This is a genomic window from Henriciella mobilis, assembly GCF_003576315.1.
Taxonomy (GTDB): Bacteria; Pseudomonadota; Alphaproteobacteria; order Caulobacterales; family Hyphomonadaceae; genus Henriciella; species Henriciella mobilis.
Genome location: NZ_QWFZ01000003.1, coordinates 521587 through 536282, shown reverse-complemented (window position 1 = coordinate 536282; position 14696 = coordinate 521587). Strand labels below are relative to the sequence as shown.

Here is a 14696-nt window from a genome sequence, read left to right as displayed (position 1 = left end):
GCATCATGTCACGACCGCTCGAATTCTGCTTCGACTTCATAAGCCCATACTCCTACATCGCGTTGCATGCACTTCCGCGCTTTGTCGAAGGAAAAGACATCGACGTGGTATACAAACCCGTCTTTCTAGGCGCGATCATGAGGGGCACAGACAACCGTCCTCCCGGTTTCGTGCCAGCGAAGAATGCGTACATGCAGACAGATATTCAGCGGAGCTGCCGGCGCTATGGAATTGGATTTCGTATGCATCCCAGCTTTCCCATGATGAATACCCGACCGGCGTTACGCATAGCCTGCGCTCTGGCCGGCTCTCCGTCGGATCAGTCAGACTTCATCCGGGCTGTGTTCCACGGTGTGTGGGCGGCGCCCGAACCGCTCGAAACCGACGATCTCGAGCAGATTGGTGCTGCCTGCCGCGCGGCCGGACTGGATGCTGAGAGATTGGTTTCGCTTGCTGATGGCGCTGAGGCGAAGGCGCTACTGGTACAAAATACCGATCAAGCGATCGCGCGCGGCGCTTTCGGGGCGCCGAGCATGTTCGTTGGTGACGAGCTGTTCTTTGGTCACGACCGGCTGGACTATGCGGTCGAGGCTGCGGTTTCCGCCTAGGCCCCGGGCCGGCTTCGGCTTTTGCCCAGCGCCCTGGAGATCATGACGCGCACCGAATCTGCCCGGAACGGCTTTTCAATAAGGTAAGCCGGCTCACCCTTCTCGCCCCGAAGCAGTGACTGGGGAAAGGCCGTGATGAAAATCACAGGAATACCGTACATGCTGGCAATGTCATGGGCAGCGTCAGCGCCCCGCCTTTCGTCGCCGAGCATAACATCCGACAGAAGCAGGTCTGGCCGGCGCTCCCGGCATGCACGTATCGCGTCGCTGGCAATACCTGTCGTCCCTATCACATTGTGGCCCATCTCCCGCGCAATTTCCGCTAAATGAGCAGCGATCATCGGTTCGTCCTCAATAATGAAAATGTCCGCGGGATCGGAGCTTGCATCGCCAGAGCGAGAGGTTTCCAGCAAATTCCGGATTTCGCTTTCTGTCATACCGGAAAGGCTGGCGGCGTCCGAGGCTGAAAGCCCTGCAATACTCGTCAGGAGTTGCGCGCGGCTGGGAAGCGGCGCCACCCCTTCGAACGGTCCGCTGTTTCCCGAACGAGCCAGCACCTGCTCGATGGATCGAAACAGATCGAGTCGTTCAAGAGAAGATGGGGCATTGTCGGCTTCGAACGGTTTCAGTGCTTCCTTGACGATTGCATCGCCGGTTTCCTGGCACCCCGTGGCGGCCCTGGCGTAGCGCCGCAGACCGGGAAGCTCTGAATCGATGTAGTCTGCGTGTTTCACAACACTTCTCTTGTCTACTTTGCCGGAGGCGAGGGACCGGAAAAGATATAGGCTCAGTCGCCAGCAAAGTCTGCGTTTTGCACGCAGTGTGCGGTCATGAAATTGCAGTTGGACCGCGAAATCATCTGCCGCCGCAGCCTATCGGGCCAGGCACGGGCTCAAACCGAAATCGCCGCTTTCCGGGCAAGCTCAGCATATGGCGTTTCAGGTCTTGGTCCGTAGTGGGAGATAACCTCGGCGGCGGCGATGTGACCCAGCTTTGCGCACATGGTCAGCGGAAGGCCCTTTGACAGTCCGAACAGGAAGCCAGCCGCGTACTGGTCACCAGCACCCGTCGTATCGACGACTTTGTCGACGGGCTCGGCGGCGACGGATACTGGATCGCCGTCGCCAATCACCACAGATCCTTTCTCGGACCGGGTCACCGCCGCGAGCGCGATATCGCCGCGAAGCCGGGACACCGCGTCGTCAAAGTCTTCTGTCTCGTACAGGAAGAGGAGCTCGTCTTCGTTGGCGAACAGGATATCCACGTGATTGCGGATGAGGTGGAGAAAGCTGTCGCGGTGACGTTCAACGCAGAAACTGTCTGACAGGGTCAGCGCAACACGCCTCCCCGCAGCCTTCGAGATCTCCGAGGCGTGGACAAAGGCCGCCTTGGCCGGCTCCTGATCGAAAAGGTAGCCTTCCAGGTAAAGGATCGACGCCTTGCGGACCATGTCTTCCTGAACGTCTTCAGGCGAGAACATGACTGACGCTCCGAGAAAAGTGTTCATGCTGCGAGCGCCATCAGGCGTCACGAAGATGATCGACCGAGCGGTGGCTGGACCGTCGAGAAGCGGTGACGTGGTGAACGGAATGCCGCTATCGTTCATGTCCTTGCGGAATACCTGTCCAAGGGCGTCATCAGCGACCTTGCCAATATAGCCAGCGCGTGCGCCGAAGCTTGCGAGTCCGGCAATCGTGTTCGCGCCGGACCCGCCCGACGTTTGATGGGCATTGGAAACCGCGCGAGTCAGCTCGTCGGCACGCGGTTCATCGACCAGGGTCATACCTTCCTTGCGAATCTCATACTCCGTCAGGAATGTCTCTTCCACGGGGGCGATGACATCAACGATCGCATTTCCCAGACCAACGACGTCGAACTCGGTATCAGACACACATGCCTCGCTTCGCTACTTTAAACCCTCGCTGGCTTCGCAAACATAGACCATGGACGCAAGCCAAGTCGTCATATATCGCCCTTCGCGATGAAGATCGCCTATCTTTGCTCCCAGGACACTTTACCCGGCTCTCCCGACCGGCGGGCTGATGCGTTCGAGCATGACCTGATCGTGGCGCGAATGAGGGAGGGGTTTGGCGGCCATGGTGCTGAGATCACAGCGGTTGCTTGGGATGGGCCGATTTCCCAATGGAAGGCTTACGATGCCGCGCTTGTCGGGACGGCCTGGGATTACTGGGACCGGGTCAACGAGTTTCTCAACGCGCTCGACTGGATCGGGGCAGCAATCCCGCTTTTCAATTCAGCTGAAATTATTCGCTGGAACTGCCGAAAGACTTATCTGAGGACACTGGAAGAACGCGGGGCGGATCTGATACCGACGGTTTGGCTGGACGACCCGTCCGGCGTTGATGCGGCAGGACTGTTTGATGCGCTCGACACCGACAGGCTGGTTTTCAAGCGGCAGACCGGAGGCGGTGCACATGGCCAATTCAGGCTGAGGCGCGGCGAGGCGCTTCCCCAAATGACCCAACCCATGATGGTCCAGCCCTATCTGCAGACCATTGAACGCGAGGGCGAGCTCAGCTTCATTTTCATAGATGGGCAGCTCTCCCATGCGCTTCTCAAGCGGGCTGCACCGGGCGATTATCGAATCCAGTCGCTCTATGGCGGCACGGAGACGGCGATCGAAGCCAACAATGCCGATGTGAACGCAGCCCGAGGAATACTCGAAACCCTGGATCAGTTGCCGCTTTACGCACGGGTCGACATGCTCCGCGGCAATGACGGGAAACTCCTGCTGATGGAACTCGAACTCATCGAGCCTTATCTCTATCCGCAGGAGGGCCCGGGCGTCGGGCGAATGATGGCCGACGCCCTGATGAAGCGGCTCTAGACCGAAATGCCGGCCTTTTCCGCGTCGGCCAGGAAGGCGGCAAGCCCCTTGTCCGTCAGCGGGTGGTTGATCAGCCCGCGCAGTACGCTAGGCGGCACGGTTGCGACGTCTGCGCCCGCCAGCGCGGAGTCTTTCACGTGATTGGCATTGCGGATCGAGGCGGCGAGGATCTGTGTCTCGAACATGTAATTATCGTAGATGGTTCGAATATCCTCTATCAGCTCCATGCCATCGATGTTGAGATCGTCGAGCCGGCCAATGAACGGCGAGATGTAGGTAGCGCCGGCCTTGGCAGCGAGCAGCGCCTGGTTGGCTGAAAAGCACAAGGTGACATTCACGGCAGTGCCTTCATTCGTCAGCGTCCGGCAGGCTTTCAGCCCATCCATGGTGAGGGGCAACTTGACCGCGACATTGGGCGCGATCTTCTGCAGCGTCCTGCCTTCGCTCACCATGGCGTCATACTCTGTCGCAACAACTTCGGCGCTGACATGCCCGGGTGTCAGCTCACAGATTTCGGCAATGACGTCGGAAAATTTGCGGCCCGACTTAGCCACCAGTGACGGGTTTGTGGTCACACCATCGATCAAACCGGCTTCAGCCAGCTCCTTGATTTCACTGGTGTCGGCGGTGTCGACGAAGAATTTCATGTCAGGCTCCTCGAAATTTCAGTGGCGGGTCATATCAAGATGCCGGCGCCGCCGCTAGGCCGGAGCGGTTTCCTGCTCAGTTGGCAAGCGGCTCGAAACTGGCAAACAGGCCAGTACCTTCGAAGGCGACACTGCCGCAATCCTGGTCCTCCGCACCGGTCTCGGCCGAAGCCTGGCAGCGCAGGTCCTGAACGCGCAGTGAAACTTCCGCGCAATTGGTATCCGGAGAGAGGCGAAGCTCTGTGGCATTGGTCAGGCGGTCGACGAACAGGAAATCCCGGACAGACACGCTGGAACTGACAAGACGGCCTTCATCCGTCACGGCGCCAAAGGTTATGCGCGGCCTCTCGAAGCCAAGGGGTGCGACGAATACCGCTGCGACAGTGCAGCGCGCGCTGTCGTCGCCTGGAAGAGCGGCAAACCTGATCGTCAGGCCGTCACTGGGCGTTGTGGCACAGGACTGCGAAATCTCCACTTCCTGAAGCGTTGATCGCGGTTCCTGTTCGGTACGCTGGCAGACGGAAGTTTCGGTTTCGCCTCCACCGCCACAGGCGGTTGCAAGGCCGGCAAAGCTGGAGAGGGCGAGGACTTTCAGGCGCATCGACGCTTCCTTCCTGTGATTGCTGCAGTCGCCCTACGTCAGGCGATGCGGACGCCGGGCGCGATCAGATTTCCTGATTGTAGGCGCCGACTTCCTTGTGCTTGCCTAGGCGCGGTTTGACCTCCTTGTGGAAGAGGTCACGCATGTCATCGGCCGACTGCAGGCTTTCTACGACCACGACCAGCTCCGGCTTGTTCGAAGACGCGCGCACCAGCACCCATGAGCCGTCATCCAGCGTTACACGGGCACCGTTGACCGTGTTCACATCGACAACCTTGCGGCCAAGAATTTCGCCGCCGGCCATGCCTTCATATTCGGCAACCATCTTGTCGATCACGCCATACTTGAGCTCGTCATCGCAATGCGGCGACATGGTGAGCGAGGTATAGGCTGTTCCGAGTTCGTCGCGCAGGTCAGCCATCGTCTTGTCCGGATTGCGGTCGAGCATCTGCAGGATCGCACCCGCCGCGACCAGGCCATCATCGTAGCCTAGCCCGATCGGGGGGCGGAAGAAGAAGTGGCCCGATTTCTCGAAGCCGGCCAGGGCGCCAAGATCGGTCGTGCGGCGTTTGATATAGGAGTGGCCGGTCTTGTAATAGTCGACCGTCGATCCGTTTTCTTTGAGAACGGGATCGGTCTTGTAGAGGCCTGTCGACTTCACGTCGACGACGAAGTTCGCGCCGGGATGAACGCGTGAGAGGTCACGCGCGAGCATCAGGCCAATCTTGTCGGCGAAGATTTCCTCGCCCGTATTGTCGACCACGCCGCAGCGGTCGCCATCGCCGTCGAAGCCGAGCGCAACGTCCGCGCCGTGTTCCTTCACGGCCTTTGCCATGGCGTGCAGCATCTCGCTGTCTTCGGGGTTGGGGTTGTACTTCGGGAAGGTATTGTCGAGGTCGCAATCCATCTCGATCACTTCGGCGCCCATAGCCCGCAGCGCTTCCGGCGCAAACGCCCCGGCCGTCCCGTTGCCGCAGGCCGCGATGACCTTGATCTTCCGCTTCAGGCTGATGCCTTCGGCCACCGAGGCGATGTACTTCTCTCGCAGTCCGTCCACGCGAAACGTACCGCCGCCTGCGCGGGGCTGGAAGTCACCGTTCAGGACGATTTCCTTGAGGCGGCCCATTTCGTCCGGCCCGAATGTAAGCGGTTTGTTGGCCCCCATCTTCACGCCGGTCCAGCCATTCTCATTGTGGCTTGCGGTGACCATCGCGCAGCAGTCGGCGTCGAGCTCAAATTGCGACCAGTAGACCATCGGGCTAAGCGCAAGGCCAACATCCAGGACCTCACACCCGCCCGCGACGAGGCCGAGCTTCAGCGCGTTCTTGATTGGCAGGGAAATGGACCGGAAGTCGTGGCCGGTCACCACTTTCGGCGTGACGCCCAGCTCGTGAAACAGCGTTGCCATGCCCAGGCCGAGCGCTTCGGCGCCAAGCAGGTTCAGATCAGGTGCCTTGGGGTTATCGGGGATGCCGAACCACCAGCGCGCATCATATTCGCGAAAACCGGTCGGTTTGACGAGCGGCAAGGTCTCGAACTCGATTGTGTTCGGGGCGATGTCGGCGCGCGGTTTCGGCATCATGGGCGGTCAGCTCCTTTAATCCTGTGCGTGTGGATTTGCACGGAAGCGTGAACAATTTCCAGCCCCGGCGGGACTTATTTCCGTCAGCGAGCCGATTGCGACAGGAATTGTGCCATCCAACGGCCGACCAGGGCATTGTCCACCGGCACTTCCAAACTGTCACACGCCTCATCGACGCGCTCAGCGCTGAACGCGGTGCCCCGGCGGACATTGTAGAGCGCGCAGCAAAAGCCTGAAGAGAATTCCGGGTGGCCCTGAAAGCTGATCGCGGGCGTGTCACCATAGTCGAGCGCGGCGAAGGGGGTAAAATCAGAGCGTGCGACGACTTTCGCACCGTCAGGCAGGCTCAGCACCTGGTCCTGGTGGCTGACCCCGAGCGAGAAAGTCTTGCCATTAAGACCGGTCATCCAGTCCGGCTGGTGGCAAACATCATAGATGTGCCGTCCAAGGCCCCAGCCCTTGTCAGATTTCTCAACCCGCGCACCCATGGCGGCAGCGATGGCCTGGTGTCCGAAGCAGACGCCAATCTGCGGGATCTTCGCATCGCCCGCCCGGCGAATGAAGTCGAAGAGCGGCGCCATCCACTCATGGTCTTCATAGACCCCCGCCGCGGACCCGGTGACGAGCACGGCTTCGACGGTGTCGAGCGACGGAAAGGGCGCGCCTTCGACAACCGGGGCGCTCTCAAAGGTGATGTCCGGCAAGTGCGGGCCAATCAGGCTCTCGAACATGGCCGGATAACGAGGCCAGTCAGCCCGGATCGCCTGCGGCGGAAGGCCTGTTTCAATGATGGTTAGCTTCATGGCGCTTGCGTTAGCCGAATTCCGGAAGCTGTAAAAGCGGCGAAGATTGTCGCCAGTCAGGGGGCGCTGTTTCCTGCCAGCGGTGACTGGCCATCCGGCGTTTGCTCGATCCACGTATCGATCCTGTCCTCAAGCGCATCGAGCGGCATGGAGCCGGCTCCAAGGAGCACGTCGTGAAAGGCGCGAATGTCGAAGTCCTCACCTAGCGCGTCTTTCGCGCGGGCGCGCAGCTCTAAAATCTTCAGCTCGCCCACCTTGTAGGCCGTCGCCTGGCCGGGCCAGCCGATATACCGGGTGACTTCCGTCTGGATGTTCAGCGGCGCGAGCGCTGAGTTTTCCTTGAAGCAGGCTTCGGCCTCCTCGCGCGACCATCCATACCAGTGCATGCCGGTATCTGCGACGAGCCGGCAGGCGCGCCACATCTCGTAGGAGAGCGCCCCGAATTTTTCGTAGGGCGTGCGATAGATGCCAGCTTCTCCAGCCAGCGTCTCGGCATACAGCCCCCAGCCCTCCCCGAAGGCTGTTGCGTAATAGCTACGGCGGAACCGGGGCATGTCCTCCATCTCCTGAGCAAGCGCGATCTGCAGGTGATGGCCGGGCACGGCCTCATGGGCTGACAGCGCTGGAAGCTCGTAGAGCGGCCGCTGGTCCAGAGCATAAGTGTTGACGAGATAAGTGCCCGGAATTCCCCGCGCCGGATCACCGCCTGAATAACGCCCTGTGGTATAGCCCGGCGCTATCGATGCCGGCACGGGTTCGACGCCATAGGTCAGGCGGGGCAGCTTTCCAAAATAGGCAGGCAGGATCGCGTCCAGCCGTTTGGCAATCAGGGCCGCCTTCTCTAGCAGGTCTTCCGGCGACTTCGCGTAGAACTGAGGATCGCTACGCAGGAAGACCAGGAACTCCTCGAACGTTCCCGGATAATTCACAGCTTCCATGACGTCGTGCATCTCCGCCCGGATGCGGGCGACTTCGGCCTCGCCGAGCGCATGGATCGCTTCTGGTGTATACCCGGCCCCGGCCGTGTGATGGGCGATGGCGGCGACGTAGTAGGCCTTGCCATCCGGCAGGCTGCCGATACCGGGTTCGGGACGAGCCTGCCCGGCGTATTCATCTTCCAGGAAGCGTTGAAGCCTCCGGGTCGCCTCGACGGCGCGGGTCACGGCCTTGCGGCCAGCCGCGCGCAGCCCTTCCTTGGTCGATCCGTCCAGTCCGGGAGGTAGCGTCTCGAATGGCGCCCAGAGGCCGCTGTCCTCGGGGTGGTCGACAATCTGCGCAGCGACTTGCTCCATCACGGTTTCAAGTGGGTCAGTATGCGATACCCATCCCGTCCGAAGGCCGCGGCGCATGTTATGGATGTTCTGGTCGAAATAGCGCGGCAGGTCATTGAGCCTGGCAATCCACGCCTCCGCATCTTCGACAGTATTCAGCCGCAGACTGCTGGCTGCAAAGAAGGGCTCAGCATGGAAGCCCCAATCTCCGGTGAACGGGATGCGGGCGGTATCGAAAGTATCCTGCATGATCAGTTCGTCGAGCAGGGCGTCGAGGATTTTCGTGTCGATGGAATCCGGTTGCCCCAGCGCCGCAAGCCGCCCCTTGAGGAGGCGGGCGTGATTGGCAAGCTGAGCTACACGCGTGCGCGAGACATCAGGCCAGCGCCTCGGCGCACGATCTTCCATCTCGGCGCGCTCGCCCGGGCTGACGGCCGAGACCATGGCTTCGTATTCAGCAATGATGGAGGCGAGCGGCGCGGCCTCCTCGGCATTGGCCTGTTCTCCGGCGGACGAAGGACGGAAATCCTGTGCGGACGCAGCTGACGTAAGGGCAAATATGCCCAGAAGCGCTGAAATGACTGGCTTCATCGCATGAAGGCCCTTCTTGTCGCGTTGACACGGCGGCGCACAATTCTAGAACCCGCATAGCAAACCAGCAGGATTCGGGAGAGGCTTAATGTCAGGCTCAGAGTGGACGGATCCCCGTCCAATGTCACCCCACCTCCAGATCTGGAAGTGGCACTGGACGATGGCCGCATCGATTTTTCATCGGGTGACGGGCGTCGGCAATTATCTTGGCGCCTTCCTTATCAGTGTGTGGGTCATATCGATCGCCGCAGGCCCGGAAGCCTACGGTGTCGTCGAGGGCATCATGCTCTCGCCGGTCGGGCAAATTCTCCTCTTCTTCTGGCTGACCTCGCTTCTCTTTCATTTTGCAAATGGCATACGGCACATGATCTGGGACGGCCCGAAGGCCGGGTTCAACCCCAAGACGGCGAGTGCCTGGTCGGTTTTCAACTTTGCCTTTGCCATTGTGGCAGCAGCAACGATCTGGTCGCTCGCGACCAATCTGTTCTAGGGGGCGAGGATGAGCACTGACTTCAAGACACCCACCGCCGCCGCCCGGGGCCTCGGATCGGCCAAGTCTGGTACGGAGCATCATATCCGCCAGCGCGTCTCCGCTATCGCGCTTGCCTTGCTCGTGCCGTGGTTTCTGTTCGCTGTTATCGCGGCTAGCCGGTCCGGTTTCGACGGCGCAACGGCCTTTTTCGCACAACCATGGAACGCCATCCTGATGATCCTGACACTGGGTGCGGCGTTCTATCATATGCGCCTCGGTATGCAGGTCGTCGTCGAGGACTATCTCGGTAAGGCAGGGATGAAGCAGGGCCTGCTCATCCTGAACACATTTGTCTGTGTCGGGCTGTTCGCCGCTACGGCGCTCTCGGTCCTGAAGATCTGGATTACGGCCAGCGTTTGAGGCGCGGCCCCCGAAAGGTAAGGCATCATGTCTGACTACAAATTCGTCGATCACACTTATGACGTTGTCGTTGTCGGCGCCGGCGGCTCCGGCCTTCGTGCGGCGCTCGGCGCGGCCCAGGCCGGCCTCCGGACCGCTTGCATCACCAAGGTTTTCCCGACCCGCTCGCACACAGTTGCCGCCCAGGGGGGTATCGCCGCCTCGCTCGGCAACATGTCCCAGGACGACTGGCGCTGGCACATGTACGACACGGTGAAGGGCTCTGACTGGCTCGGCGACCAGGACTCCATCGAATATCTCTGCCGCAACGCCCCTCAGGCCGTTTACGAGCTTGAGCACTGGGGCATGCCTTTCTCGCGCACCGAGGAAGGCAAGATCTATCAGCGCGCCTTTGGCGGCATGACCAAGAATTTCGGCGAAGGTCCGGTCCAGCGGACCTGTGCCGCGGCCGACCGGACCGGCCACGCCATGCTGCACACGCTGTATGGTCAGGCGCTCAAGAACGATACCGAGTTCTTCATCGAGTATTTCGCGCTCGATCTCATCATGGATGAGGAAGGCGCCTGCCGCGGCGTGACCGCGTGGAAGCTCGATGACGGCACGCTTCACCGGTTCCGCGCCCAGCGCACCATCCTGGCGACCGGCGGCTATGGCCGGGCCTTCTTCTCCTGTACGTCTGCCCACACCTGTACGGGCGATGGCAACGCCATGGTGCTGCGCGCCGGCCTGCCACTGCAGGACATGGAGTTCGTCCAGTTCCACCCGACCGGCATCTATGGCGCAGGCTGCCTGATCACCGAGGGGGCACGCGGGGAAGGCGGCTATCTCACCAATTCCGAAGGCGAGCGCTTCATGGAGCGCTATGCGCCATCGGCCAAGGACCTCGCATCGCGCGACGTGGTCTCCCGCGCCATGACCGTGGAGATTCGCGAAGGCCGCGGCGTCGGCGAGGAGAGCGACCATATTCACCTTCACTTGGAACACCTGCCGCCAGAGACGCTTGCCGAGCGCCTGCCGGGCATCTCTGAGACCGCACGGGTCTTCTCGGGCGTCGACGTTACCAAGGAGCCGATCCCGGTCCTGCCGACCGTCCACTACAATATGGGCGGCATCCCGACCAATTATCATGGCGAAGTCCTGACCAAGAAGGGCGCCGACCCGGACAGCGTCGTGCCGGGCCTGATGGCCGTCGGCGAAGCGGCCTGTGTGTCGGTGCATGGCGCCAACCGTCTCGGGTCCAACTCGCTGATCGACCTGGTTGTCTTCGGTCGTGCTGCCGGCCTGCGCTGTGGCGACACAGTCGATGCCGGCGCGAGCCAGCCGGAGGTTCGCGATGCGCAGACCGATTCGCACCTCGCCCGCTTCGACCGTATCCGCAACGCCTCGGGTGACCAGCCGGTCGCAAAGCTCCGCCTGGAGATGCAGCGGTCGATGCAGACCAACTGCGCCGTCTTCCGTACCGGCGAAGTCCTGGAGGAAGGCGTCAAGAAGATCGAGGACGTCTACTCCAAGCTTGGCGGGATCGATGTGAAGGATCGCGGCATGATCTGGAACACCGACCTGATCGAGGCGCTGGAGTTCGACAACCTGATCGGCCAGGCCGCCGTGACCGTGAACAGTGCGGCCAACCGCAAGGAAAGCCGCGGCGCGCACGCCCGCGAGGACTTCTCCGACCGCGACGACAAGGAATGGATGAAGCACACGCTTGCCTGGGTCGACGAGGCCGGCAAGGTCACCATCGATTACCGTCCGGTGCACGAGTACACCATGTCCAACGACATCGAGTACATCGAGCCCAAGGCCCGCGTTTACTAGGAACTCATCATGGTACAGCTCACCCTCCCGAAAGGTTCCGCGCCCAAGAAGGGCAAGGAGTGGCCGAAGCCCGAAGGCGCCAAGAACACCCGCGCGTTCAAGGTCTACCGCTACTCGCCCGAAGAGGGCGGCAACCCGCGCTGGGACACCTATCATGTCGACATGGACCGCTGCGGTCCGATGGTTCTCGACGTCCTCATCTGGATCAAGAACAATGTCGACCCGACCCTCGCCTTCCGCCGCTCCTGCCGTGAAGGCGTCTGCGGGTCCTGCTCGATGAACATTGGCGGCCAGAACTCCATCGCCTGCACCAAGGGCTGGGACGAGGTGGCCGGACGCACCATCACCATCGCCCCGCTGCCGCACCTGCCGGTGGTGAAGGACCTGATCCCGGACCTCACCAATTTCTACGCCCAGCACGCCTATGTGCAGCCCTTCCTCAAGACCGACACGCCGGAGCCTGAGAAGGAGTGGAAGCAATCCGAGGACCAGCGCAACGAGCTGAACGGCCTCTATGAGTGCATCCTGTGCGCCTGCTGCTCGACCTCCTGCCCGTCCTACTGGTGGAACGGCGACAAGTATCTCGGCCCGGCCGCGCTGCTGCAGGCCTATCGCTGGCTGATCGACTCGCGCGACGAGGCGACCGGTGAGCGGCTCGACGACCTTGAAGATCCCTTCAAGCTCTATCGCTGCCACACCATCATGAACTGCGCCCAGGTCTGTCCGAAGGGGCTGAACCCGGCCAAGGCCATCGCCAAGATCAAGCACATGATGGTCGAGCGGGTTGCCTGATCGGCGCAGTACAAACCAGACATCAGAAAAGCCGGGCCCCAGAGCCCGGCTTTTTATTTGGCGCGCGCCCGCTTCACAGCGTCGGCGACCAGGACCAGCCGGTCATTCCCGAAATACATGTCGTCGCCGACAAACATGGTCGGCGAGCCGAAGCCGCCACGCGCGATCAGTTCATCTGTGTTGGCGCGGAGGGCGTCCTTGATCGCCGGGTCCTGTATCCCGGCCATCACGGCGTTAGCATCGACACCGGCCCGCGCGCAGACTTCGCGGACGACTTCGTCCTGAGAAATGTCGAGATCATCGGTCCAGTAGGCCTTGAAGGCGGCCGTGGCGAAATCGACAAGTTTCCCTTGTGGTTTCAACAGGATACAGGCGCGCATCACTTTCACGCTGTTCACCGGGAAGACGCTTGGCGGCATCTTGATCTCAAGGCCTGAATAACGCGCCCAGTCCTGCAAATCCTTGCCGTGATAGCGCGCCTTGGGGTTCGGCCCGGCCTTGCGGGCCTCGTAGACGCTCTGGTTCACCGCATTGAAGACGCCGCCAACCAGGATGGGCCGCCAGTCCACCTCCACATCCAGCTCCTCCGCGAGCGGCTGGGTGTTGTGAAAGCCGAGCCAGGTCCACGGGCTGGAGCAATCGAAATAGAAGGTGATCGTGTCGCCCGGCCCGCTCAAACCACGCCTCCGAACAGCCGTCCGACACCGGCTGTCAGCGCCATGGCCGCAGCGCCCCAGACGACGACACGGATCACCGAGCGGGTCTTCTTCGCCCCGCCCGCCCGTGCGGACACAGCACCGAGCAGGGCGAGGCTGGCCAGCGATGCAGCGACCACGGATGGCGCCACATAGGCCAGCGGGGCAAACGCGGCGGCGACGAGCGGCAGGGCCGCGCCGACGGAAAAGCTCGCCGCCGACGAGACGGCCGCCTGCACGGGTCTCGCCTCGACGATCTCCGACAGGCCGAGTTCGTCGCGCGCATGGGCCTTCAGCGGATCTTTCTCCATCAGCTGTTCGGCGACCTCGCGCGCAGTGTCCCGGCGCACGCCGCGGGCGACATAGATATTAGTGAGTTCTTCCAGCTCCTCTTCCGGCATTTCGCGTAGCGCCTTGGCTTCCTTGGCGAGGTCGGCCTTTTCGGTGTCGCTCTGCGAGCTGACGGAGACATATTCGCCGGCAGCCATGGACATGGCGCCCGCCGCGAGACCGGCAAACCCGGCGAGCATGATGTCGGCCCGCCCGGCCGAGGCCGAGGCAAAACCGACGACGAGGCTCGCGGTCGAGACGATCCCGTCATTGGCGCCCAGCACGGCGGCGCGCAGCCAGCCGACGCGGTGCACGTTATGATGTTCTTCATGGCCTGAATAAGAGGCGACTTCTGTCATGCGCTTTGCCCTTTTCACCCACCTCTAACCGTTTCATCCCCACAGCCTATCCGTACTTCCCCGCACATGGGGCGGGCAAGCCTGTCGTCAGGATAGTGTGAGCCGGGCAGGCGTGGGCCTCGGCGGCCCGCGCTGGGCTTCGATGCCGATAAACAGCAGCAGTTCCTTCAGGTCCGGCGGGGTATGGTGGCTGCGCATCCCCGGCGCCGGGCCGGGACGGATCGGGTTGATCCGCCCGGGCAGCTGGTTGGAGCGGCGATCACGCTCAAGGAAAATGGCATGGCGCCTGGCGATCTTTTCCGGTGCTGCGAGCGCTTTTTCCAGCGCCCGGATGCGACCCGTCAGGGAGCTGGCACTGACGTCCGGTGCTGGTGCAGGTGTTACAGGAAAGGGCCGGTCGAAAGACAGGATGCGCGGGCCGGCGCCTTTGGGTTTCGGGCGCGCGGGCACGGCCGTGTCAGCAAAGATGGAGCGGGGGATGCGCAGCGGTTCGAAGAGGATGAAGTGGTTCTTGGGCTGATCCCCGCGGGGCTGGGCCTTGCGATGAATCGGGCTCAAGGCTGAGCCCATGGTTTGGCCACCGCTGCGCGCAGCTTCGCGACAGGGTTTGTTCAGGGCTTCGGTGACGTCCATCTCCCGCGCTATCAGCACGATGAGGTGCCGGGTCAACGCTTCGGCCGGGCGCAGGATGCGAAGGACGGCGATGCGCACGCCGCGGCTGACGCGCTCGGGCGCGCTGTCCTCATCCATGCCCAGCATGCCGGCCATGACCAGCACCATCCGCCGCAAAAGCGGCCAGGCTTGGGCCATGGCGCCCTGAAGGTGTCTGTCGAGTCCCGTCATGGTCTCGCCAGAGTACATT

The 14696-nt window shown here is 61.9% G+C and carries 16 protein-coding genes; 6 read left to right on the top strand and 10 right to left on the bottom strand.

The genetic code is table 11. The annotated features are described in order from the left end of the window. The first annotated feature begins 5 nt into the window (after nucleotides 1-5). A complete protein-coding gene (locus D1227_RS02720; protein ID WP_119375662.1) occupies nucleotides 6-608 on the top strand; it encodes a 2-hydroxychromene-2-carboxylate isomerase in 603 nt (200 codons plus the stop codon). On the opposite strand, the gene D1227_RS02715 is transcribed toward D1227_RS02720, so the two are convergent. After that, nucleotides 605-1342: a response regulator gene (locus tag D1227_RS02715; RefSeq protein ID WP_158586548.1), complete on the bottom strand. Its 738-nt coding sequence runs from the start codon at nucleotides 1340-1342 to the stop codon at nucleotides 605-607. The genes D1227_RS02720 and D1227_RS02715 overlap by 4 nt on opposite strands. 158 nt (nucleotides 1343-1500) lie before the next feature. Beyond that, nucleotides 1501-2499, bottom strand: coding sequence for an adenosine kinase (locus tag D1227_RS02710; RefSeq protein WP_119403677.1), 999 nt, complete (start codon nucleotides 2497-2499; stop codon nucleotides 1501-1503). Between the two features lie 90 nt (nucleotides 2500-2589). Here D1227_RS02710 and D1227_RS02705 point away from each other — a divergent pair, with 90 nt between their 5' ends. Beyond that, on the top strand, nucleotides 2590-3456 hold the full coding sequence (locus D1227_RS02705; protein ID WP_119403676.1) for an ATP-grasp domain-containing protein: 867 nt from the start codon (nucleotides 2590-2592) through the stop codon (nucleotides 3454-3456). Here D1227_RS02705 and fsa read toward each other — a convergent pair. From fsa to D1227_RS02680, 5 genes are all read right to left on the bottom strand, one after another. Continuing rightward, nucleotides 3453-4103, bottom strand: a complete 651-nt coding sequence (gene fsa / locus D1227_RS02700) for a fructose-6-phosphate aldolase (protein WP_119403675.1) — start codon at nucleotides 4101-4103, stop codon at nucleotides 3453-3455. The two genes, D1227_RS02705 and fsa, sit on opposite strands and share 4 nt — an antisense overlap. A gap of 76 nt (nucleotides 4104-4179) precedes the next feature. Then, entirely contained in the window at nucleotides 4180-4704 is a 525-nt protein-coding gene (locus tag D1227_RS02695; protein ID WP_119403674.1) for a hypothetical protein, read from the bottom strand. 64 nt (nucleotides 4705-4768) lie between these two features. Next, nucleotides 4769-6283 (bottom strand): phosphomannomutase/phosphoglucomutase, encoded by a 1515-nt coding sequence (locus D1227_RS02690; protein ID WP_119404015.1) that lies wholly within the window; start codon nucleotides 6281-6283, stop codon nucleotides 4769-4771. Between the two features lie 86 nt (nucleotides 6284-6369). Beyond that, nucleotides 6370-7089 (bottom strand): type 1 glutamine amidotransferase, encoded by a 720-nt coding sequence (locus tag D1227_RS02685; protein ID WP_119403673.1) that lies wholly within the window; start codon nucleotides 7087-7089, stop codon nucleotides 6370-6372. A 56-nt stretch (nucleotides 7090-7145) separates the two neighbouring features. After that, complete coding sequence (locus tag D1227_RS02680) at nucleotides 7146-8951, bottom strand: DUF885 domain-containing protein (RefSeq protein ID WP_119403672.1); 1806 nt, start codon at nucleotides 8949-8951, stop codon at nucleotides 7146-7148. Nucleotides 8952-9072: 121 nt separating this feature from the next. Here D1227_RS02680 and sdhC point away from each other — a divergent pair, with 121 nt between their 5' ends. From sdhC to D1227_RS02660, 4 genes are read left to right on the top strand one after another with little or no spacing between them, the layout of a single operon-like run. Further along, on the top strand, nucleotides 9073-9441 hold the full coding sequence (sdhC, locus tag D1227_RS02675; RefSeq protein ID WP_233349452.1) for a succinate dehydrogenase, cytochrome b556 subunit: 369 nt from the start codon (nucleotides 9073-9075) through the stop codon (nucleotides 9439-9441). 9 nt (nucleotides 9442-9450) lie between these two features. Beyond that, a complete protein-coding gene (gene sdhD / locus D1227_RS02670; protein WP_119403671.1) occupies nucleotides 9451-9843 on the top strand; it encodes a succinate dehydrogenase, hydrophobic membrane anchor protein in 393 nt (130 codons plus the stop codon). Nucleotides 9844-9870: 27 nt separating this feature from the next. Continuing rightward, complete coding sequence (sdhA, locus tag D1227_RS02665; RefSeq protein WP_119375652.1) at nucleotides 9871-11658, top strand: succinate dehydrogenase flavoprotein subunit; 1788 nt, start codon at nucleotides 9871-9873, stop codon at nucleotides 11656-11658. A gap of 9 nt (nucleotides 11659-11667) precedes the next feature. Then, nucleotides 11668-12450, top strand: a complete 783-nt coding sequence (locus tag D1227_RS02660) for a succinate dehydrogenase iron-sulfur subunit (protein ID WP_119375651.1) — start codon at nucleotides 11668-11670, stop codon at nucleotides 12448-12450. 53 nt (nucleotides 12451-12503) lie between these two features. Here the strand turns inward: D1227_RS02660 and D1227_RS02655 are convergent, their stop codons facing one another. From D1227_RS02655 to D1227_RS02645, 3 genes are all read right to left on the bottom strand, one after another. Then, the gene (locus D1227_RS02655) at nucleotides 12504-13127 is read right to left on the bottom strand and encodes a 2-hydroxychromene-2-carboxylate isomerase (RefSeq protein ID WP_233349453.1); all 624 of its coding nucleotides are present in this window, start codon (nucleotides 13125-13127) and stop codon (nucleotides 12504-12506) included. Continuing rightward, nucleotides 13124-13834, bottom strand: a complete 711-nt coding sequence (locus tag D1227_RS02650) for a VIT1/CCC1 transporter family protein (protein ID WP_119375649.1) — start codon at nucleotides 13832-13834, stop codon at nucleotides 13124-13126. Before D1227_RS02650 ends, D1227_RS02655 begins: the two co-directional genes overlap by 4 nt. 87 nt (nucleotides 13835-13921) lie before the next feature. Next, entirely contained in the window at nucleotides 13922-14677 is a 756-nt protein-coding gene (locus D1227_RS02645) for a hypothetical protein (RefSeq protein WP_147373252.1), read from the bottom strand. Nucleotides 14678-14696 lie beyond the last annotated feature (19 nt).